The sequence below is a fragment of the Endozoicomonas sp. ALB091 genome, from assembly GCF_049310265.1.
GTDB lineage: Bacteria > Pseudomonadota > Gammaproteobacteria > Pseudomonadales > Endozoicomonadaceae > Endozoicomonas.
This window is the reverse complement of sequence record NZ_JBLYNQ010000006.1, coordinates 622913-645156: the sequence shown is the minus strand read 5'-3', so window position 1 is coordinate 645156 and position 22244 is coordinate 622913. Positions and strand designations below refer to the sequence as shown.

The 22244-nt window shown below is 48.2% G+C and carries 18 protein-coding genes; 14 read left to right on the top strand and 4 right to left on the bottom strand.

What is annotated here, in order from left to right; genetic code table 11:
- Window positions 1–2: 2 nt before the first annotated feature.
- The 4 genes from ACO6UX_RS09840 to ACO6UX_RS09825 all read right to left on the bottom strand — a co-directional run bounded on the left by ACO6UX_RS09840 (window position 3) and on the right by ACO6UX_RS09825 (window position 4519).
- Window positions 3–1043, bottom strand: a complete 1041-nt coding sequence (locus ACO6UX_RS09840) for a flagellar motor switch protein FliG (protein WP_422447131.1) — start codon at window positions 1041–1043, stop codon at window positions 3–5.
- Window positions 1036–2691: a flagellar basal-body MS-ring/collar protein FliF gene (gene fliF / locus ACO6UX_RS09835; protein ID WP_422447129.1), complete on the bottom strand. Its 1656-nt coding sequence runs from the start codon at window positions 2689–2691 to the stop codon at window positions 1036–1038. Before fliF ends, ACO6UX_RS09840 begins: the two co-directional genes overlap by 8 nt.
- 280 nt (window positions 2692–2971) lie before the next feature.
- Window positions 2972–3286 (bottom strand): flagellar hook-basal body complex protein FliE, encoded by a 315-nt coding sequence (gene fliE, locus ACO6UX_RS09830; protein WP_422447127.1) that lies wholly within the window; start codon window positions 3284–3286, stop codon window positions 2972–2974.
- Window positions 3287–3433: 147 nt separating this feature from the next.
- The gene (locus tag ACO6UX_RS09825; RefSeq protein ID WP_422447125.1) at window positions 3434–4519 is read right to left on the bottom strand and encodes an OmpA family protein; all 1086 of its coding nucleotides are present in this window, start codon (window positions 4517–4519) and stop codon (window positions 3434–3436) included.
- A gap of 93 nt (window positions 4520–4612) precedes the next feature.
- Between ACO6UX_RS09825 and ACO6UX_RS09820 the strand changes: the two genes are divergently transcribed.
- From ACO6UX_RS09820 to ACO6UX_RS09755, 14 genes are all read left to right on the top strand, one after another.
- Complete coding sequence (locus ACO6UX_RS09820) at window positions 4613–5728, top strand: FliM/FliN family flagellar motor switch protein (protein ID WP_422447123.1); 1116 nt, start codon at window positions 4613–4615, stop codon at window positions 5726–5728.
- Window positions 5725–6339 (top strand): FliM/FliN family flagellar motor switch protein, encoded by a 615-nt coding sequence (locus ACO6UX_RS09815; protein ID WP_422447121.1) that lies wholly within the window; start codon window positions 5725–5727, stop codon window positions 6337–6339. The genes ACO6UX_RS09820 and ACO6UX_RS09815 overlap by 4 nt, the downstream gene beginning before the upstream one ends.
- Entirely contained in the window at window positions 6311–7141 is an 831-nt protein-coding gene (fliP, locus tag ACO6UX_RS09810) for a flagellar type III secretion system pore protein FliP (protein ID WP_422447119.1), read from the top strand. Before ACO6UX_RS09815 ends, fliP begins: the two co-directional genes overlap by 29 nt.
- A gap of 153 nt (window positions 7142–7294) precedes the next feature.
- Window positions 7295–7561, top strand: coding sequence for a flagellar biosynthetic protein FliQ (locus ACO6UX_RS09805; RefSeq protein ID WP_422447117.1), 267 nt, complete (start codon window positions 7295–7297; stop codon window positions 7559–7561).
- A gap of 5 nt (window positions 7562–7566) precedes the next feature.
- Entirely contained in the window at window positions 7567–8328 is a 762-nt protein-coding gene (fliR, locus tag ACO6UX_RS09800) for a flagellar biosynthetic protein FliR (protein WP_422447115.1), read from the top strand.
- Window positions 8329–8331: 3 nt separating this feature from the next.
- Window positions 8332–9501 carry an EscU/YscU/HrcU family type III secretion system export apparatus switch protein gene (locus ACO6UX_RS09795; protein WP_422447113.1) on the top strand — a complete coding sequence of 390 codons (1170 nt, stop codon included), beginning with the start codon at window positions 8332–8334 and terminating at the stop codon, window positions 9499–9501.
- Entirely contained in the window at window positions 9501–11636 is a 2136-nt protein-coding gene (locus ACO6UX_RS09790; RefSeq protein WP_422447111.1) for a flagellar biosynthesis protein FlhA, read from the top strand. Before ACO6UX_RS09795 ends, ACO6UX_RS09790 begins: the two co-directional genes overlap by 1 nt.
- A gap of 163 nt (window positions 11637–11799) precedes the next feature.
- Window positions 11800–12753: a DUF1186 domain-containing protein gene (locus ACO6UX_RS09785; RefSeq protein WP_422447109.1), complete on the top strand. Its 954-nt coding sequence runs from the start codon at window positions 11800–11802 to the stop codon at window positions 12751–12753.
- A 449-nt stretch (window positions 12754–13202) separates the two neighbouring features.
- Window positions 13203–13430 (top strand): AbrB/MazE/SpoVT family DNA-binding domain-containing protein, encoded by a 228-nt coding sequence (locus tag ACO6UX_RS09780; RefSeq protein WP_422447107.1) that lies wholly within the window; start codon window positions 13203–13205, stop codon window positions 13428–13430.
- The gene (locus ACO6UX_RS09775; protein WP_422447105.1) at window positions 13430–13852 is read left to right on the top strand and encodes a type II toxin-antitoxin system VapC family toxin; all 423 of its coding nucleotides are present in this window, start codon (window positions 13430–13432) and stop codon (window positions 13850–13852) included. The genes ACO6UX_RS09780 and ACO6UX_RS09775 overlap by 1 nt, the downstream gene beginning before the upstream one ends.
- 481 nt (window positions 13853–14333) lie before the next feature.
- Window positions 14334–16424: an anti-phage ZorAB system protein ZorA gene (gene zorA / locus ACO6UX_RS09770; RefSeq protein WP_422447103.1), complete on the top strand. Its 2091-nt coding sequence runs from the start codon at window positions 14334–14336 to the stop codon at window positions 16422–16424.
- Window position 16425: 1 nt separating this feature from the next.
- On the top strand, window positions 16426–17178 hold the full coding sequence (locus ACO6UX_RS09765) for an OmpA/MotB family protein (RefSeq protein WP_422447101.1): 753 nt from the start codon (window positions 16426–16428) through the stop codon (window positions 17176–17178).
- Window positions 17175–18623, top strand: a complete 1449-nt coding sequence (locus tag ACO6UX_RS09760) for an EH signature domain-containing protein (protein ID WP_422447099.1) — start codon at window positions 17175–17177, stop codon at window positions 18621–18623. Before ACO6UX_RS09765 ends, ACO6UX_RS09760 begins: the two co-directional genes overlap by 4 nt.
- Before the next feature lie 2 nt (window positions 18624–18625).
- A complete protein-coding gene (locus ACO6UX_RS09755; RefSeq protein ID WP_422447097.1) occupies window positions 18626–22108 on the top strand; it encodes an SNF2-related protein in 3483 nt (1160 codons plus the stop codon).
- The last annotated feature ends 136 nt before the right edge of the window (window positions 22109–22244 follow it).

Below are 22244 nucleotides of genomic sequence, written 5' to 3'. Positions count from 1 at the left end.
GGTTACTCCAGCATTACTTCATTACCACGGGGCATTTCAATCTCTCCGCTTTTCAACAGATCGTCCATTACCTGCACCACTTTCTGCCTTGCCTCTTTGACTTTACTCTGTGGAACGGCACCTAATGCCTCTATTTCTTCCCGCAGGTAGTTGGCAGCTCTTTTGCCCATGGACTGGTAAATATGTTGACGAAAATCATCCGTTTCTCCTTTAAGCGCCATGGTTAAATCCAATGGATCAACACTGGTAATGAGTCTGGCAACATTATCTGTTGAAAGGTCGATGATTTGGGCAAATACCAGCATTTGCTCTTCTATTCGCACCGCCATGGCACTGTCAGATTGCTTCAGGTTGAGAAGAACCTGGTCCCTTGATTCACTGTCAAAAAGATTCAGAATGTTAGCGACTTGCTGCTCACCGTTAACGGGCAGAAAGTGGTCAATCGCCTGTTCATTAAGGAAAGACTGCAGAAAGGTTACAATGGCCCGCAGAGATGTCTGGGACAAGCTGCCAAGATGGGCAATCCTTTCCAAAATACCCTGCACCCGTTCCCGGGGAAGCAGGTTAATGACATCCGAGGCCTGATCCGATTGCAGGCAGGCGAGCACTGCCGCCTGAAACTGCTCCGGTTCATCCCTGATCATGGTCGCCAGAAGTTCCGGCTTCATTAACTGCAGCCCGGTCAGTGGTTCCCGGTGGCTGCCAGGCGGGTTTACCAGACAGCGAGCCTGTTCTTTACCCAGTGCTTTTTGCAGGACCTGCCGCATCTGGATCTGATAATCACCCAGCAATAAACTGACATTGGCGTAAGACTGCTCGAACTGATTCAACATCATCATCAGCTGGTCACGATTCTTTACCCGTATTTTTTCAGAATATTGGCTGATGACTCTTATTTCGCCGGGTGTTAAGTGTTTTATCACGTTGGCGGCCGCCTGCTCACCGAGCAATAACAGAAAGACAGCAGCCTCCTCCCCGGAGCAATTGCTACCGGGCAGGCTCTGTGCGGAGCTGACAGGCTGCCCTGTTTGCGGCTCAGCCATTGGCGTGATTCCTGTTGATCCACTCTTTTAATACGGCAGCGACTTTTTCCGGCTCATTCTGGGCCAGCTCCTGGTATCGGGCGACCTGCTCCTCCAGAGTGACCGGAGTCCGATCAGTGGGGATGTCACCATCGGCCACTGTTGACCTGAACTGATCCGCCATGGTGGAGACGGTGGTACTGTTACTGCCTGTCGGCCCGGGTGACGACAATAAGACTTCCCGTAAAAGCCTTCGACAACCCAATACAATTAACAGAAGGAGTGCCACCAATACTATCAATTGAATCACTTTGATACCGAGGTCAAGCCAGCGATGGAAGCTCTTCTGGTCGCTAGTGGTCAGGGGCGACGGAGTACTGGCAAAAGGGAGAATGGCGAGGCTGACGGCATCTCCCCTGGAGGCATCAAATCCTGCCGCTTGTTTGATCAGTGTCGTCAATCTTGACTCACTGTCCTGTACCATTGTTTCGGGTTTTAACCTGCCGTCGTCAATGACCACGGCAATGGTTAATCGCTTGAGTTGACCGGGGTATCGGGTTTCGTTGCTGATCTGGCGGCTGACCTCATAATTACGAATCACTTTCTGTTTACCGACTTCTTCCTGACCGGGTTCAGGTGCTTTTGCCCCGGGTGCAGGAACTGCAGGTGCCTGGCCGACAGGGGCTGGTTTGCCCAGCAAAAACGGTGTACCGGACTCCATCGATTCGCTTCGTAAAACAATGTTTGGGTCAAACTGTTCGGAATTTTGTTCTATTTTGTCGTATGTCAGATCAACGGCGACATCGACCCGGTAGTAACCCGGGCCGACCACCGCATCGAGAATTTTCGATAACTGCAGCTCCAGATGGCTTTCAATACGGGTTCTGGCCGTAAGATAGGCATGACCGGTGCCATCAGTGCCGGTGATCAGTGAATTGGCAATAGCCTGGCTGAGCAGATTGCCGTATTGATCAACGACCGTAACCTCCTGTTCACTAAGCGTGGCAATACTGCCGCTCACCAGACGCATAATACCTTCAACCTGATCCGGCTGAAGCCGCATGCCACTGTAGAGTTCCAGATACACCGACGCTTTGGCTGCCGGGCGGCTCCGGAAAAAGACACTTTGTTCAGGGACAGATAAGTGGACGCGGGCATAGCGAACCGAATTGATACCACTGATGGTTTCGGATAACGATGTTTCCAACGCACCCAGAAACTGCATTTGCTCGACAAAGTGACTGCTGCCCAGCCCCGATGGCTCCGGCATCCATGGCTGTGAGCCGGTAGCGATAATTCCCCCGGTGGCCATGGTCATACGTGCCTCCGAAAGCTGATTGGCGCGAACCAGTAGCTGCCCGTCGTCCGGGTTGATTCGGTAGCCAATTCCCTGTTTATCCAGAATGTCGATGATGGCTGACATATTGTAGTGTTCGCCATAACCATACAAAGGGCGGAAGCCATGGTCATGCCACCAGAGGGCGGTATTAATCAGCACCGCTATCAGCAAGGCACTGGCCACCAGCAGTATCAGCAGTCTCTGGTTGGTTCCAGAGCCTGTGGGCGTTTCTTTCAATATTGCAGCAAACCAGCCATACAGCTGGTGCCAGTATTTTTTAAACGCCGCACTGATACCATCTGACGATTGCAGGGAGGTGTTTTTATCCACCGTTTTTGCCCACTCTTTTCTTTGCCCACCAGAGATTCTAATCAGCCCCGGGCCTGGATTTTCACGACAATCTCAGGGTATATGTAATAAGTAGTTGGCCATGGGGGATCGAATATCGTTGGCTACTCAGGAATAGTTCCTGTACGGACGCTCCCCGCTGTCTGCCACCCGCTGCCCGAAAAGCCGTAACCGCTTGCGCTTTTGCGGGCGGCGACCTTTCCCAGACTGAGTAAAATGATGAAGCTGTTCCGGGACAAATCCTTAATAGACGACTGCTTGATTAAATCTGCTGATTAAAGGTTTCATGATATCCTTCAACGATACGATTTCTGACCTGTATCAGCATACTCATGGTCTGGCTCGCTTTTTGAATCGACATCACCGTCTCAATCAGATTATCCTGCCCCGCTTCCAGTTCAGTCATGTGCTGCTCTGCTTGCAGCTGGGTATTGTTGGTATGGTTCAACAGGGTGGCAAAGACCCGATGAAAAGAATCAGGTTGCTGAGCGCTGGCATTGATGGGGATTGGCATGAACTCCGACAGAGAACCTGCCTGAAACGCACTGTCCAAAGACAATATTACTGGATTGGGCATTGATAATTTACTCGCATACTTGAGCCGTCGCTTATTACTTCAATACACTCAACACGATGTTTAAAAGCAATGTTTAAAAAATGTTCTGATAACCGGTTCAGTTTTGAACCCTCTTAAAGATAGATTGTTTACTGGTACTTGCCATGATTAATGAGGCAGAGAATCTTCAGATTCTTCCATCGGGCCAGTGATGGTATCTCTCACAAGGGTAACCTCAACCCGTCTGTTTTTATATCGTCCGGCAGCGGTCGCATTGTTGGCGACAGGGTAGCGTTCGCCATGGTAACGGGTAATGACCTTGACAGGCCGGGCAATCCTGGCGTCCTTCAGGTATTGATCCAACTGGTTGCGCACAGCATCAGCACGTTTTTTTGACAGCTCCAGATTTTGTAATCGGTCAATGGTCTCATCGCTGCCCGTGAAGGGCGTATTATCACTATTGCCGTCAATGGTAATTTCGCTGATGCTTTTATCCACCGCTACATAGCGTGCAGTATCCAATAACCACTGTCGTTGATATTTATTTAATAAAAACTCTCCGAGGGCATAATGAAGATTGTATTGATGCAACTGCTGGAAGTTTCTGGGCAGCAGGCTGGTTATGCAGTCTGACATTTTTTCCATCGCTGGCAACATACCCACCGTGGGAATTCTGACTTCAATGGCATTACTGCTGTTTTCCGACGATTTTTTAACCATATAAACCGAGAGATAACTGCGACTGTCAAGCAGGTCAAGCAACTGCCTGACAGGCAGTTGCAGTTTCAGTTCAAGACCTTTCACCGGAACATTATCGGACAAATAATAATCAGTAATCTGGAGTTTTTGGCCGTATCTGCCTGGTGTGCTTTCGTCTGATGCGCTTTCGAAAGAGTCTTTAGAGGAATATTTCGAGGAATGATTGCGCCCCCATGGCTGGGGCCTGATCCAGACCTCTACTGATTCCGGCCGTGTTGGGAACAGCGAGGTTTCCAGCTCAATAGCCTGCTGGTGTCCCGCTTCAGCGATAATGGCAACGCCGCCAAATAACGGCACCTTCTGATATAAACGACATTTAAAGTGTTTTTTTTCATGTAGTTGCCAGTCAACATCATCCATCACTACATCATAGAGGCTGGCAGAATAGAGGCTGGCAGAGACTGGCGAATGAAGCAGCATCAACAATAATGCCCGGGTTATCAGGAAAACAGGGTTAGTAAGCAGTAATGACAGTAAAAAACTAATCTGTTTCATAGCACATTCATATCACAGGGTTCTGTCCGGCAGGATGGAAAAAAAAACAGTATGAACTACTTTTTCAGGAGGCTGCTGACGGGAAAGTATCGAATGCCTTCTACAGAGTTTAGTTCCCCGGGTCGTGGTGTGGAGCACAATTTGGCGAATAGCAGTGTGGCGAATAGCAGCAGTGATTCGGGGCTTTTGCAGCGAAGTTATCTGCATCAGATGTCCCCTTCGGTATTGCACATGACAAAGAAGCTGGAGACGCTTTCACAGTCATGTCCTGAGCAGATGCTGAAGGCTTTGGAGGAAATTATAGACAGCCCGATGATTGGTGCCCGCTGTCACTTCAATGGTGATGTTTATACGACGATTAAACAATTACAGCAGTTGCCCAGACAAACACTCTACCGTTTTCAGCTGCCGTTTGGTGATCAGCATTTTTCCAAGGCAATTTGCCGTGAATCCAGCTTTGCATTCTTACTGTTAGATCCGCAGCTGCCGGACTTTCTGACGGTCCTCTGCTTTGGTGGCAGCCTGTCTTCGCTGGCTTCCGGGGCTGAGGATTATGCACCTGACGGCTCTTCATCTGACGGCTCTTTAGCTGACGGTTCTCCCCCGGCTTTTACCAGAGAGTTCACAAGAATTGGCAAACAACTTCTGGATCAGGTGGCCAGTGCGCTGGCAGAGGTCTGGATGGCGCTTTGTGCGGCTTATTGCTCAGTATCAGATACTGGCTTTTCTTCTTTGGCTGAACGGATGGGCGCTCAATGGATGGGGGGATCACGGATAACCCCCGTGTTATTCACGGATGACTGTCTGCTGAATCAGTTTGATCTTGAGTTTCATGACCCGGCTTACGCTGACTCGCCATGGTTAGTCCCTGTTTGCTTCTATACCCCGGTCAATGCTTTTACCAGTGCCATGGTAGAGCAGGGTTCAATGGCTGACAGGGAAACGTGTTCAAAGCCGTCATGCCGGGATCGTATCATGCGGTTTCTTGGCAAAATCGAAGTTGATATTACTGTTGATCTTGAGCCACTGTTTTTGCCGATGAGCAAATTATGTGATCTGAAAGTTGGTGATGTTCTATCGATACCCCATCCAGGAAAGTCACATATAAGCGTGGAGAACTCTCTCCTGTTTCGAGGAACTACAGGGCAGCATAGAGGTCACCTTACCGTGCGAATCAATGAGTGTTTAAGAGGAGAGAACAGTCAGTGAACGACTTAAGATCATCAGTTGATGAAAAGCCCTTAGCTGATGAAGAGCCCTTAGCTGATGAAGAGCCCTCAGCTGATGAAGAGCCCTCAGCTGATGAAAAGCCCTCAGCGGTTACTAATCCAGAATCATCGTACACTACAAGAGAAGTCTTGCCGTATGAATCTTCTGATCAACCCGGGTTGAGTGGCTCTGATGAACAGCCTGTGAATGAGGTTGAGGCCGACAAATCAGCAGGCGTTCCTGAAGAGTATGATCATAATGAAGCAGACCATAAGACGTCAGAGTCGTTAGAAGATGGTCGTGCGGAACCAGTGACAGCAGACAATGCAGAGCCCGATTCCCATGAACAACCTGATGAACAGCCTCTGGCCAGGCTTACTTCGTCCAACCTGGGGCTTGTCGAGTCTGTAGAAGTCACTATGACCCTGAATGTCGGCAGCAAACGTATGACCATTGCCGATATTCTCAGCCTGCAACAAGGGTCTGTCGTCAGTCTGAACCGTCGGGAATATGACCCTCTGGATGTCTTGATTAACGGGGTATTATTTGCCCGTGGCGAAGTCGTTCGGACAGGGGAGTATTATGGCCTGCGCATTCTGGAAATCCTCTGATATTGATCTTTTGTCCGGTGTTTCAGGTATTCCTGTTTATGTCCGCCTTCTCTGGATACCCGTCACGCTGCTGATTTTACCCGCAGTATCCGAGGCATCGCTTCAGTTGCCGTTGTTATCCGTCACCTCCGGTGATAACCAGCAGGATTACACGGTTAACCTGCAGATTTTTTTAATATTGACGGCACTGGCTTTTCTCCCCGGGCTGCTGATGGTAACCACCAGCTTTACCCGGGTATTGATTGTTCTGGCCATACTTCGTCAGGCTCTTGGGCTGCAGCAAACACCACCTACCCGGATTCTGATTGCCGCAGCACTGATCCTGACGGCATTCATTATGAAACCGGTATTTAACGAGATCCGGGAACAGGCAGTGGAACCCTACCTGGCAGAGCGAATGCCATTTCGGGAAGCGATAGAAGTCGCGGGACTGCCGCTGCATCAGTTTATGCTGAAGCAAACCCGAAAGGTCGATATGGAGCAATTTTTAGTATTAGCCGGTGAAATTTCTCCTGTCGACGACAGCGGCGGTAAACCGGATGTGGTACCAGAGAATATTCCGTTTTCTGTACTGATGCCGGCTTTTTTAAGCAGTGAAATTAAAACCAGCCTGCAGATGGGGCTGATGATCCTGTTGCCATTTCTGGTTATTGACCTGCTGGTTGCCAGTATTCTTATGGCACTGGGCATGATTATGCTCTCGCCGATGTTGATCTCTCTGCCCTTTAAACTGTTGCTGTTCGTTCTGGTGGATGGCTGGGGTCTTATTATGGCTGGTACTATCAGGAGCTTTTCTACCTGAGAGGCTGTTTGGGAAAAGCTCGCCGCCCGCTTCCCGCAAGAGCACAAGCGGTTACGGCTTTTCGGGTAGCGGGTAGCGTCTGTAGAGTAGAAATGTGGAAGTTATTTCAGGGCAGTTCCTTACAACATGTTTTTTACGACGCGGGATACATAAATGTCACCTGATGATGCGGTCTACATGTTTGCCAGTGCGTTGCGGAGTGTTTCCTGGATGGCTCTGGTGCTGATTGCTCCCGGTCTTCTGGTGGGCCTGCTGATCAGCATTATCCAGGCGGCAACCCAGGTAACCGAACAAACCCTGAGCTTTCTGCCCCGGTTACTTATCACATTGTTAACGCTGTCACTGTCAATGCATTGGCTGGTTCAGGAATTAAGTGCCATCTTTAATGACTTTTTTGTTGCCATTGTGAATAGCCAGTGAGCATTATGGCACTTTCTGAGCTGTCACATCAGATTGTGCTTTATTTGCTGGTGTTCTGTCGTATTTCCGGATTTGTCATGACCTGTCCGCTGACCCGGGAGTGGTTACCTCTCTCAGCACGCTTACTGCTGGCTTTAGCACTGTCTGTGGCCGTCATGTTGCAACTGTCATCTGCAATGACTACCGATCTGTCACTGAGCCTTGTCCTTGCGGCCTGTTCTGAGTTTATTACCGGACTGTTATTTGGCGCGGTATTACTGATCTATTTCAGCGTGTTTACCCTCGCAGGGCATTTAACCGGCCTGCAGATGGCGCTGGGATTTGCAGAGCTGAGCGACCCTGCCAATGGCATCAGTGTTACCGTGGTTGCCCGTATCTATCAGGTTATGGCTCAGCTTCTTTTTGTTCTGATCAATGGCCACCTGCTGTTCTTTATGGTGGTTATTAACAGCTTTCATGCATTACCCATCGGGCATTTTCTGATGATTATCGACCGAGTACCAGCCCTGATCACCATGGCTGGCTGGATGTTCGGAGCCGGGCTGCTTATTGCTCTTCCCGCTATTGTCTGTCTGCTGATTGTCAATCTCACCTTTGGTTTCATGACACGATCAGCACCACAGATGAATCTGTTAACCCTCGGTTTCCCCATGATTGTTCTGGTCGGAATCGTACTGTTGAGCCTTAATATACTGCAGGTGCCTTATGTGGTCGAACAGCACATCCACTATGCATTGAAGACTCTTGGGTTTCTCCTTTCTGGTTAAGTGATGAATTCCGAACAGCAAGAACAGGGCAGTGAACCCACGGAGCAACCCAGTGAGCGGCAGAAAAAGAAAGCCCTGCAAGAGGGGCAGGTCTCCCGGTCAAGAGATCTGATGATTGCCATGCAGACCCTGGCCATTTTTTTACTGCTTGGCCATTCCCGTTATTTTGATCAGATCGACACCGTTATAGCCATGCTGGCACAGGTTGACGCACCATTGAGTGATGCCTCCGGAGCCCACGCATCAATCATGGACAGTCTGCAGACGGCATTTTCCGTATTTCCGTCGGTCATGATCACCATGTCCCTGGTGGTTGTAGTCAGTGTCACCGCTGGTGCCCTGATTTCCGGCCCCTTTATCTTCAGTGTGACCATCGTGGCAGCAAAAGCCCGGCGGATAAATCCGGTGGCAGGGTTGAAGCGGATCTGTTCTGTTCAGGGGCTGGCTGAGGTGGTGCGGGCATCATTAAAAACCCTGTTATTAGCCGTGGCGCTTTTTTTGATTATCCGCTACCGATTGCCAGAAATCATGGCACTGCGTAACTACCCTGTGCCGATGGCCGCAACCCGGGCACTAACGCTGTTATTGTCCACCGGACTGGCATTATCGGGTGTACTTATGGTCATTGCCGCTGGTGATGTTGTGTGGCAAAAACACCGCCTTCAGAAACAACAGCTTCTTACACGACAACAAGTCAAAGACAATCTGAAGAACGAAGATGGCTCACCACAAACCCGGCAGAGGATTCGACAGACACGGCAAAAACTGGCCGCAGTGACGCGCAAAAAAATGCTGGATGCTATCCCCGGTGCAGATCTTGTGCTGACCAATCCGGGCCATTTTGCGGTGGTATTGAAATACCAGCCGGACAGTTATCGGGCTCCAGTGCTGGTGGCCCGGGGGGTTGATCATATGGCAGAACTGATTATCAGTATCGGGCGCTCGGCGGGCAAGCCGGTACTGATTCAGCCCATGCTGACCCGGGCCCTGTATTATCATACTGACATTGACCAGGAAATTGCCCCGGATTTGTATCAGGCGGTGGCAAAAATCATGGTCTACCTTTATCAACTTGATCGTTATCGCACTCACCAAAGTACCTTCTGTCCCAGCTCACCCAATATACAGATACCTGAAAAATATCAGCATTCATCAAGCACAGGAAATCCATAATGAGCAGTACCGGCTTGTTCCTGCCGACTCCTTCAAAGGCTTCCTTATTGGCGACACCGCTGCTATTGCTGGTGGTTCTGGCCATGCTAATGCTGCCTATTCCGCCATTTCTACTGGACTTCCTGTTCAGTTTTAATATTACCCTGTCGTTGATTCTGCTGATTCTTACCATTTACATAAACCGCCCCCTGGATTTTTCCCTGTTCCCGACACTGTTGCTGGTTGCCACTCTGCTGCGGCTGGCCCTGAATATTGCCTCAACACGGGTGGTGCTGATCAATGGTCATAATGGACCCTATGCGGCAGGCAAGGTGATTGAAGCTTTTGGCAGCGTGGTGATTGCCGGTAATTATTTTGTTGGTTTACTGGTTTTCCTGATTCTGGTGATCGTCAACTTTGTGGTTATTACCAAAGGTGGCAGTCGTATATCGGAAGTGACTGCCCGTTTTGTGCTCGATTCGATGCCAGGCAAGCAAATGGCCATTGATGCGGATCTGAACTCCGGCGTGATTGACCACAATGAAGCCAGGGTGAAACGGGAAGATATTACCCGTGAAGCTGATTTTTACGGGGCTATGGACGGTGCCAGCAAATTTGTCCGTGGTGATGCCATTGCCGGGTTGATGATTTTGCTCATCAATATTCTGGGCGGTGTGAGCATTGGCGTCTGGCAATATGACATGAGTGGTACCGAAGCCGTGCAGCTTTATGGACTGATGACTATTGGTGACGGGCTGGTGGCCCAGATCCCTTCACTGCTGCTATCCACCGCCGCCGCCATTATGGTGACCCGTATATCCGGGGCTGTGGACATGAACCAGCAGGTTCAACAGGAAATTATCGGACAACCCAGGGCGTTGATGGTCGCTGCTGCTGTATTGGTTGTGATTGGTCTGGTACCGGGTATGCCTCATGTGGCCTTTGTTATACCGGGCTTACTGATGATGTTGTTTATCTATCGACGTATATCCCTGGAAAGAGCGACTGAACGGAAAAATGCACTGGCTGGCAAAGGTGATAAAAGTGGCGTGGCATCAAAGGAGCGACTCACATGGCAGGATATATCGATCGTTGACCCCATTGGCCTGAATATTGGCTATCGTGTGATATCACTGCTGAGTCAGAACGCTGCGAATCATGTAACCAGTCATGTAACCAAAGGTGAATTGGCCAGTCAGATCAGGCACCTGAGACGGGAATTGTCGGAAAAATACGGCTTTCTGGTACCAATGATTCATATACGCGATAACCTGAATCTGGACCCGGACAGTTATTCTATTCAGCTGCATAATGTTGCCGTTGACCATTTTAAACTGCACCTGGATCAACTACTGGCCATTGCCATGGAGAATGCCCGGCCTCTGCCTTATGATCCTCCGGTCAAAGACCCCTGTTATGGGTTGACGTCTTACTGGATTCCAGTGACTGAACGGGAGGCATCATTACAGGCCGGCTATACCGTGGTTGACTGTGCCACCGTGATTACCACCCATGTCGGCAGAATGATCGAAAATCATATCGATGATCTCTTCGGGTTCGAAGAGACTCAGGGGTGGCTGACCCATCTCCGACAAATCTCACCGAAGCTATGCGACGAACTGGTTCCGGATAAACTGCCTCCGGGCCTATTGATGCAGGTTCTCAAGCGACTGCTGGCTGATAATATTTCGATTGCTGACAGCCCACGCGTTGCCGCTACATTACTGGCTGCTTCAGGGCCACAGCAGGATATTCTGACCCTACTGAGTCTGGTTCGTATCACCTTACGACGACAGATTATCGACCCACTGATCAATCATCAGGTTCTGCCGGAACAGCTTGTTGTGTTTACCCTGTCGCACGAACTGGAAAAAATGTTGTTGATGGCCAGAGAGCAGGCCAGACGGGATCCACAGTTTTCAGAAGAGTCTTTCGTTATCGAGCCCGGCCTGTCGATGCAATTGCAGAATAATATTCCGGAGTTGGTCAGTCAGGCCCATAACCAACAGGTAGAACCCGTACTGCTGGTTTCACCCCAGCTCTGGCCTCTGCTTTCCCGATACAGCCGCATCGCGCAATACCGCTCATTAACAATATTGTCGTTTCAGGAGATCCCTGATGATCTTCAGGTGGAAATTATCGGACAGCTGGGGTGAGATGATGTTGGGAGCATCAAAAAAATCCGGAGGGTCCATCAAAAAAAGGCTTATGGGAAGCTGCCATCAGGAATAACCGGGCAAACCCTTCAAGGGCTGTATCTTAACACCGTGAAGGTCTATCCTAGCGGCCAATTTATTGAATACGTTGGATTAACTGGTTATGCCCCTTTCTACCGAGGATCTCTCCAGACTGAAACAAAGCCTCTCCCGGGTTTCCAGTGAGTTGCCTCTGCCAGCCTTAAGAGAGGCCACAGAGCATCGGCAGGAGATCACTCCCATGCTTCTGCAGGCGCTGGAAGCGGTGAAAATACGTGGTCAGCGCAGCAGCTCATCGGCAAAAAGCCGTCTGGCACTTCATGCCCTTTATCTGTTAACGCAGTTTCGTGAGCCAGCGGCGTGGCCCATTGTTGTTGATCTGTTCAGCTCCATGAGTTCTGAACAGAATGTGGCGATTGGTGATGACTTTGATGAAGTGGTTTGTGATCGCCTGAGCCAGATTTTTGCCACTGTATGTCCCGGCGATATTCGCCCACTGCAGTCCATTATTGAAAACACCAGCATTGATGAATATGTCCGGGATGCCGCACTGGGAGCCCTGGTGGTCCGTTATCAACAGGGAGACCTGGAGCTTCAGGTGTTGACGACCTATCTGCATCAGCTGTATGAGTACGGTCTTGAGCAGGAAAAAAATCAGGTGTGGAATGCCTGGGTTCAGGCCTGCTACAACACCCAGCCCGAGTCTTTTATGATGGCCCTGAAAGACCTCTACGAAAAAGAGTGGGCGGATACCTATTACATCACCCTGGACGAACTGAAATTACGCTGCGGTGTTGCGCCGGAAGTGATTAATAAGTCAGTGATGAAGCAGGAAGGTGAGTTCTACTGCTATCTGGACGATGCTGTGGCGGCATTAAGGCAGTTGAGCTGCTATTCCGGGGAGGGCAACGAGCTGTTAACCAACCTGGAGAATATGGTGATCAATCAGACAGCACCAAAGCAGGGTGAACAGTCTCAGCGAGCATCGACGTTTACTTCATCACCCGCCGGTGTTGGCAGAAATGATCCCTGCCCCTGTGGCAGCGGCAAAAAATTCAAGAAGTGTTGTTTGCACTGATAACCAGTAGACAGTTTCAATGTAATTGATAGGTTTACTCTATCAATGACTCCCAAACTCCGTTCGTCCTGAGCGGAGCCGAAGGGCGCTCAGGGTGAACGGAGATTGTATACCGGGGCATAGAGCGCAGAGCAGAAGCAAACCCGCAGGGCAAAAAAACGCCGGTACATTCCTGCAACCGGCGTTTTTATTGTTAGCTCAGGCGGCCATTAGCCCATCAGCTGAACAGCGTACTGTGGCAGACTTTTGGCCTGGGCCAGTATAAAAACCGGCCTGCATCAGCATCTGGCTCTTGGTCATGGAAGTGGTTTCCTGAGCGAAGATTGTTCGCATCAAGCTCATTGAAATGGTGTGCCAGTGCTGATGTCTGAAAGTGAAAATTTGCTTAGTGATATATTATTAACTATTAATTTAGTACTTATTAAGTTATTTCAGAGCGATCAAATACCATGATGAAACTGACCACGCAGGGGCAGGTCACCATACCCGCCAATATCCGCAAAAGCCTTGGTCTTAAGCCCGGTGACCGGGTCAGCTTTCTGGAGAATGACCGTGGTGAAATCGTGGTTCAGAAAGTTGACGTTAAGTATTCCGACCCGGTAGAAAAAGCCGCCGACGATTTCAGTTTGTCCATGGGCGCTGACGAGCTGATGAAACTGCTGAGGGATGATCGCTGATGCCCAATCTGCTTATAGACACCTGTGTAATATTGGATATTCTGGATCGGGAAAGTCGCTGGCATAACTGGTCTAAAGATCAGTTCCGTCACCTTTCGAAGACCCATAGCCCAGTAATAAACCCCATTGTTTTTTCTGAACTCTGTGCAGGAATGGAATCTCCCGCTGTCGTTCTGCAGCTATTAAGCAGCCTGAGTATCAGCGAACAATCACTGAACCATGAGACCTTGTTTCTGGCCGCCAAAGCCTTTGTGCAATACAAGAAACGGGGTGGTACAAAAACCGGTGTATTGCCGGACTTCTACATTGGTGCCCAGGCTGCAGTATGCAGCTGGCCCCTTATCAGTCGCGACAAAGGGCGCTTTACCCGCTATTTTCCAACCGTTCAGGTTATCATGCCCGAAGCCATTAAATATAATTAATGTGAATTGGTGTCAGTAATTGTCCAGCCCCAACTGTGATTTACGACAGTATAATGAGTGGGTTTTGCATGCTAGAATGTCAGAATTTTTATATACGTCGCTGTCTGGCTAGATAAGTTTGGCATACTTAAAGCAACCTGCTCCGTACTTGGTAGCAAGGCTACATGGGCTGTTTCGATATATGCGTACTTTGCACCTTGTAAAACAAGTGGTGCATATCAAGTCTTCCTACCTGAATCCGTGCCATTGGTGGTAACGCCCTCTACTACTCGGAGACTATTTCGTAGAACATCAGGCGTCACCTGAGCTTCGGAATGATGTTTACTGCAGACATTTTTGGCTTTTCTCTCTTACGTTAATTCAGGAAAGAAGAAACAGCGAGCCAAAATATGGATTATCAGGATGGCTATTACTGGTACGGTAAATTCAATGTGATTTGGCCTATGCGTTTTGGGACGGGAACTATCTTAGGAAATATTGTATGGCGTCCGATACTTACAACACTTTAAACCTCGGGCAGTTAATGCCCGAGTTCGACACTATTCTTAACGGATTCCCCAATACCGGAGCCGAACTCAGTGCCTGGTTTGTGGCGGTACTGCTGGGTTTAACCGTTCTGTTCTTGTTGATTTCCCTGCGACAGGTATTTTTAGCTCGTCAGCGGATTGAGTGGATTAACGATCTGTTAAAAGGACACACATCAGAATCCATTGCCAGGAACCGGCAGGAATTGATCGAAAAAGCACAGGAAACCAAGCATGAAGCTGGTCATCTCTGGCTGGAATTTGATGAAACCCTGATTGAAGACCAACACTTGGGCAGGGTTAATCTTTATAACACATATGACGCCGCCTATTTTTTCAACAACTCTACTCTGGCTGCCGGTATCACCGAAAGCCGGTTGCTGGCGGCAGTGCCCGGATTTCTCACTGCCCTGGGCGTTATCGGTACCTTTGTGGGGTTGCAGCTGGGTTTATCGGAGCTCAATATCGCCGGTGATGTATCCATTGAAGAAATGAAGGGCGGCATTGCCGGAGTTATTAACGGTGCCAAGTTTGCCTTTATGACCTCGGTCTGGGGTGTGGCGCTAAGTGTACTTTTTAATTTTATCGAAAAATGGATAGAGCGAATTGCCCGCTCCAAGGTCTCCGAACTTCAGAACCGTATCGATAAGTTATTCCCCCATATCACTGCCGAAAACCAGCTGCAACGGATTGCTGATGACAGCAAACAATCCCGGGAAAGTTTACAGGGTCTGGCTGAAAAGATTGGCGAGAAAATGCAGGAATCCTTGCTTCAGGTCAGCACGAATATTCAAACAGGCTTAGAAGAGAGCCTGGAAAAAATCATGGCACCCGCTATCAATAAGCTGGTCGATGAAACCTCGGATGGCAACCAGAAAGCACTGGAAAGCCTGGTTGAAAAATTCATGGACAGGTTTGGTGAACAAGGCACTCAACAGCGTGTAGTCATGAACCAGACTTCCGAAAAAGTGAATGCTGCCCTGGATGGTTTGAATACGTCCATGTCCGACTTTATCAGTAGACTGGAAGCGTCACAAAATGCCTCTGGTGAACGAGAAATAGAACTGGTTAATACCATCTCCCGGCAAGTCTCACAGCTGGTTGAACAGGGTGATGAACAAAAGCGGATGCTTACCGGATTTGTCAATGAGCAGCTTGGCAATATGACCACGGAATACAACCGGCGGGAAGAGGCAGCACAACAACGGGAGCAGGCCCTGGTTGAAAAAATCTCTACTCAGGTGGACGCCCTTGTCTCCAACGCTAAAGAGCAAAATCAAGCCATGGCTGAATTTGTGGACAGCAAACTGGGGGCAGTCAGTCAAACCTTTGCAACCCACCAGCAGAGTGCCGCCGAACGGGAAACAGAAAGCAACCGTATTTTTGTTGAACAGACCACTGCCATGAAAGCTGGCACAGAAAAACTGATGGAACGTGTTGAACGGGGTCTTCAAACTCAAATGAACGCATCCAGTCAGCTGCTTGAACAAGGCAGAGCCCTCCAAACCAGTATTGAAACCTCTGTTCGTGCCAGTGCTGAAGCTTCATCAAGCATGAAAGCCACAGCCACCGAGTTAAATTCTGCGGCCAGCAGCATGAATTTGTTTGGTTCCCATATCAGAGAGGCGGGTAATCAGCTCTCGGGCGCTGTTACCAGCGCAGTAGAAAGTACTAATGATCTTGCCCAGCAAAATCAGCTCAGCAGTGAGAAGATGGAACAACTGCGTGGTCAGTTACGTCAGGATACCGCCCGGCTGCATGATGTTATTGAGAAAATGAATGATATTGTTGAGATAGCGGATAATACCTTCGACAACATGACCAGCCATCAAAATGCTTACCTGAGTGGGCTAAATAAAAATGTTAAGGAGTTAGCTGATCATATGACCCGGCTTCTTAATGATTACGCTGAACGAGCAAACAGCCAGACAGAACGTCATTTGAACGTCTGGGCTGAAGGAACAACTCAATATACAACCCAGATGAACAGTCTGGCTAAATCGCTCTCCAGCGTAGTAGACGAAATTCAGGGTAAGACTGGCCGCTGATATGAAACGACGATTTGGAACACAGCCGGTTCAAATTGACGAGGAGAACCCTTACTGGCTCTCCTTTTCCGACTTAATGTCAGCCTTACTGGTTGTTTTTATTCTGGCGGCGATTGCTCTTATTATAGAGCTGACCCAAACCCAGAAAATCATCCAGCAAGATATTGAAGAGCTGAGAAACGCAGAAAAAGCCCGGCGGGAAATACTCTACGAAATCAGAGATGAGCTGGAAAGACAAAATATTCTTGTTCAGATCACCGACAATGATACAGTCTTGCGTATTCCGGAAAGTACGTTGACCTTTGCGTCCAATAGCTACGACATACCCACAGATCCTGACGTACAGGCAAATATTATCGCTATCGGTAATGCATTGCACAACGCCATCGATAAGCCTTTTGATGACAGGGATTATAACTTTAAACGCTTTGAGTACCTGGACACGGTGTTTATTGAAGGTCATACCGATAGCCTGCGCTCTCCAAGAATCAAAGGTAACTGGGGGCTGTCATCATACCGGGCTATTTCACTCTGGGAATTCTGGGAAGAGCATCTGGAGCAGCAACCTCGCTTCAACGATATGACTAATGCGTTTAATCAGAAGCTATTTTCTGTCAGCGGTTATGCGGCCTCACGACGGGTACAGGCTGTGGAGACTACTCGTGAACAACGCAGTCACAATCGTCGTATCGACCTGCGCTTTACAATAAAACGTCCGTCTATTTCCGAGCTGGAGAAAATTTCAGACCGATGAGACTTAATATTGGACAACTGCCATTTTCATTACCCGATAAACCTTTTGGTGGTCGGCTGGAAACCATAAAAAAATTACAGGTTGAGTTAAGCCAGCTTGCCACCAGAGCGGGCACTGGTAATGTCAAGTTCGAGAAGGCTTTTGCCGATGTCTTAAACTGTGTGAGAGGAGGTCGTGATCTTTATCTTGTGATGGATGAGCCAATCAAGGTAAGAGCTTTGGCACTGGCTTTTAGTACGAAAATCGGGCCAGATATCCGAATTACACAGCCATTGCTGGATAATATTGACGAGCTGAGACCCACGCCAACAACCTTGTTTATTGAGAGTCTTTACCAGCACTTTTTGAAAATGTATGACCGGCTTGGCGATTATCAAATGGTCGCCCGCTGGCTGCTTAATGCCCTGCCAAAACGTAATTTGAAAAAAGATTTCCATAATCATCTTTTAGGGGAAAATGGCCCTCAATGGGTGGCTCAGCAAGCCATAAAAGAGCAGAGAGAATTTCACAATCAAGTGCAGCATATTGGGCTAGGTAACTACGTTTCCGGACGATTTATGACCGTTGCCAACAATATTTACTTTGTTGAGCAGCTAAAAACCATCCCAGTTAATGAACCCCATAGAATTTTGCAGGAAGTTCAGAAGCCATCTGTCTATGAAGCACCTTATGACAGTCGCTATCTTCTGGGTCATAAGATTCTTGAAACCCTGATAACCCGCGCGCAAAACACCAATGTCCATGACAGCTGGCTTCAAGTAGTCATCGCAATAGCAGGAGACCCCAGAGTTCCCAAAACTCATCCACGATATCAGAAGTGGTGGAGTCAGCTGGATAGCAGCCTTCATCGAGTGGTTCAGGGTTGGTTATCAAAACTGGACTTACGTTTGTTTCTTGAAGCACTTGAGGACTTTTCAAACCTGCCAGGTAAAGAAGAGTTACGCAGGATGTTCCCATCCCGGAAAAAATTTCTTGAGGGTTTGGACGATAAAGAGCTGGTTGGGCATACCCGGCTTTATCTTTCACGCGGTGCCGAGCAATATCTGAAAATGAACTACAAGAAGGAGCATTTGCCTGCTTATTCCCGGGTGAGTAACGGTGATAAATCGCTGATCTATGTTCAGCTGGCTAACGGGCAAGCTCATATGGTGGAAGGCAGTCATAGTTGCTATTTGTGGATCTACCGCGACTTACATGAGACTGCACTGGTTTTTGATCATGCAAGGACGTCTGTAAGTTACGACAATCTGACGAGTGGGTTAAATAGACATATGGAGAGACTGGGTTGCCGTGCAGAAGCCAATATTACGCATAATCCCAGCAATTTCCATTGGCAGCGGCAAGCGATAGAAACCCTCAGACGTATTGGCATCCATGTTAGTCCACAGGATGTTTTATCGCCACAGGATTATCAAAGCTTCAAGCGTCGATTCGGAGTGATGTGACAATGATCAAAGGATGGCTGAATAGATTACGGGGACTTTCCGGCTCCGCAGAAAACTATCGCTTTGAAGCTGATTTTGAAGGTTTAAATTTTTCTACAACAACAGTGAATTCGGAAAAAATCCCTACAGGGAACGCTGATGTCTGGATTACCCATCAGCATATTGCCCTGACTATGCTGGTTGAGCAGGGTGATGCTGAAAAAATACCAAACGGATTTATTGTTCCTACCGAAATCGCCGTTCAGCTGGATGAAGAGCATCGTGAGCTTCTGGGGTTGCCCGAGCAATGGCAGGGGCATATCCAGGCCGATATAAAAGGAGTGACCAGTGGCTCAAACTTCGGGGTCAGCCTGAAAGTAGAAACAGCTAATGGTCAACTAACGCAATCTTTCAAAATTGTCGGGCCGTTACTCCGTTTTACCGAAAAACAACAGTATATTCTCACCCCTGCTCAGCAGTTAATTTTCGGTGCTTATGATGCTCACGAAGCATCGGAAAAATCAGAGTATGACAATCTGAAACTACTGCTGGCCTTACAGAAAGGTCAAAGCATTGGAGCCAAAATTAATCTTGGCCATTTTGATAATGACAAAAAAGAAATCAAGGCACCGGACTCCATCTCAATAAAAGCAGAGCTGGATACTAACGGTAATCTGATTTTAACGCCCTTCATGGGGCAAAGTGCCAGTCCGGAAAGAATTGACAGGGTCTTGGGACAGCTACACTCTGACAAAGCCACCGCACTGCGAGTAGATGACGAAATCATTCTGTTTGACGAGCAGAAGCTAAAAGCCGTTCATGAAATACTGAATAACCGCACAGTTCCCAAGAACAAAGTTAAAGATTTCATTAAAAATCCTACGGCGTTTATCGATGCCAGCCTGGTTGATCTCGACCTTGGTTTTTCTCTCCGGGTTAAAGGCGCAACAGCGTTTAAACATGCTTATTTTGGAGAAACGGACGGTGCTGGTATTGACTGGTTTGGGCGATCTTCTTCTGGTTCAGAAGTGTTGCCTGCCAGTAAATTAGCCGAACAGGTTGAGGATCAGGATACACTCAATAAACTGAAAGGCGATATTGAAAATGCCCGGAAAACAGGGGCTCAGGAAATAAACTTTCAGGGAAAATCCTACGATATATCCTCAACAGAAGCTGTTGCACAAGCCTTAGACAAGATTGAGAAGCGTATTCAGGAGGGGGCAGATAAAGAGGATTCGGATGAAGCATTGGATGATGAGCCCACTGATCAGAGTGAAAACTCTGATAATGAACTGGAATACGATGTTCCTGCGGTTGTGGATATTGAGCTTAACGATGAAGACTTACAAGCGTCCTCACCATCAGTAAATAAAGCTATCAGTGATATTCTCTATCCTGCTGAAAAACTCGATTGGTCAAACTACGCCAGACAACCTTTCCCCCACCAATTGATTGGTGTGCAATGGATTGCAGGGTTGAACAAGAATAGTGATGGTGGCCTGCTCGCGGATGATATGGGCCTGGGCAAGACGTTTATGGCTCTTTCAGCTATTGACCAGATATATAAAAATACTCCTGACAGCTCGACAAAAAAACCAGCACTGATTGTTGCCCCTTTGAGTGTATTGGAAAACTGGAAAGATGAAGTCGATAAAACATTCACTGGCTCACCGTTCAAGTCAATTGTGATTCTTCAATCTGCTGGGGATTTGAATACTTATCGCTCAGGCGGAGTTGAAATCAGGAACCAAAACCTTAGTTCAGAAAAGACTATTTTCGATGATGGTCAGGCAGATATTAAATACTCCCTGAATATAGGCAAGAACTTTGGTCATGATCGTCTGGACATGCCAGAAAGACTGGTGATTACCACCTACCAGACACTGCGGGACTATCAGTTTTCCTTGTGTCAAATTGACTGGGGCATGGTAGTTTTTGATGAAGCACAAAATATAAAAAACCCCAATGCCCTGCAGACCCGTGCAGCTAAAGGTCTTAAAGCTGATTTCAAGCTGATCGCCACGGGTACGCCTGTAGAAAACAGTCTGGCTGATTTCTGGTGTTTGATGGATACAGCTTGCCCTGGTCATTTGGGCAGTTATCAATCATTCAGAGCAGAGTATGTTACCCCTATTCTGCGAGCAGCAGGTGATGAAATTGAAGAAGTCAGAGCAAGGGTTGGCCGTGACCTCAGGTTGAAAGTCGGCTCTTTCATGTTAAGGCGAGTGAAAGAAGACGAGTTGGAAGGCTTACCCCAAAAAACTATTTTTGTGGGTATTGAAGGTGACGACTGGTCTTTCATGGATTTACTGAAAACTGAAATGACCGGTCTCCAGCTGGATAGTTATAACGCAACTCTTGGGTTGCAGGTTGAAGCAGAAGGCAATCAGGTCCTGGCCTGCTTACAGCGGCTTCGTGATGTATCACTCCATCCACGGTTAGCTGACCAGGGACGGCTTGATGTTCCTAATCATAAAAAAGAGCTGCTGAACCTTTTTGGTGAATCCGCCAAAATGAAAAGCCTGATTGAAACGCTAGAGCAAATTAAACAGCGTAAAGAGAAATGCATCATTTTTTCCGTTAATAAACGGCTTCAGGCGTTTTTAAGTCTGGCTTTGGGCTCATGGTTTGGGTTGGGACCGTTATCGGTTATTAATGGCGACGCTAAGGCTGTGGCTAAGCGGGCTTTAGTGCCAACCCGTAAAAGCATGATTACTGATTTTGAGGCAGTCAATGGCTTCAACATCATTATTATGTCTCCAGTAGCCGCCGGTGTTGGCTTGACTGTAGTGGGTGCCAACAATGTGATCCATTTTGAGCGGCACTGGAACCCGGCCAAAGAAGCTCAGGCTACCGATCGTGTTTACCGGATTGGCCAACAAAAAGACGTGAATATTTACGTGCCTATTTTACATCACCCGGAGTTTGAATCGTTTGACGCTAACCTGCACAAGCTGTTGAGCAAGAAAACGTCCTTAAAAGATGCTGTTGTTACCACCGAACAGGTTATACCGACTCCGCCGGGGTTTGGTTCCAACGTATTTACGCCAGGCCACCGCATTACACCTGACGACCTGCTGAAAATATCCTGGGAACAGTTTGAAGCACTTTGTGGCCTGCTGATGGCAAAAAGCCTGAATGCAAGCAGTTGCTGGTTGACTAAAACCGGGGCTGATTATGGTGCCGATGCTGTCATCCTTGCAGATTCATGCGGTTATTTATTGCAATGCAAACACACCAAAAATGCCAGTTATGATGGCTACAGGGCTGTTACTGAGGTTTACACGGCCAAGCTCAAGTATGAAAACGGTGTAGGCAAATCAATTTCACATCTGTTGTTTTTGACTAATGCAAAGCAGTTATCTGCCAAAACTCGGAAGATTGCCAAAGAATATGGTGTAGAGGTGATGAGCTATGACCAGATCGAATCTTTACTTGAATTGCATCATATTTCATTTGAGCAGATACTGACACTCCTGAAAAAGAAACGACTGAATATTGATTAGTCAATTAGCACTTAATGTGGACAACCGGAAAAACAGGGGGGCTTGACTCTTGAGTGTGCCGTAGCGCAATTTCCAAATAATCTATAACCCGGATTCGGCCGATCACCTCCATATCCGGTTTCTGGGTACTTTTAAC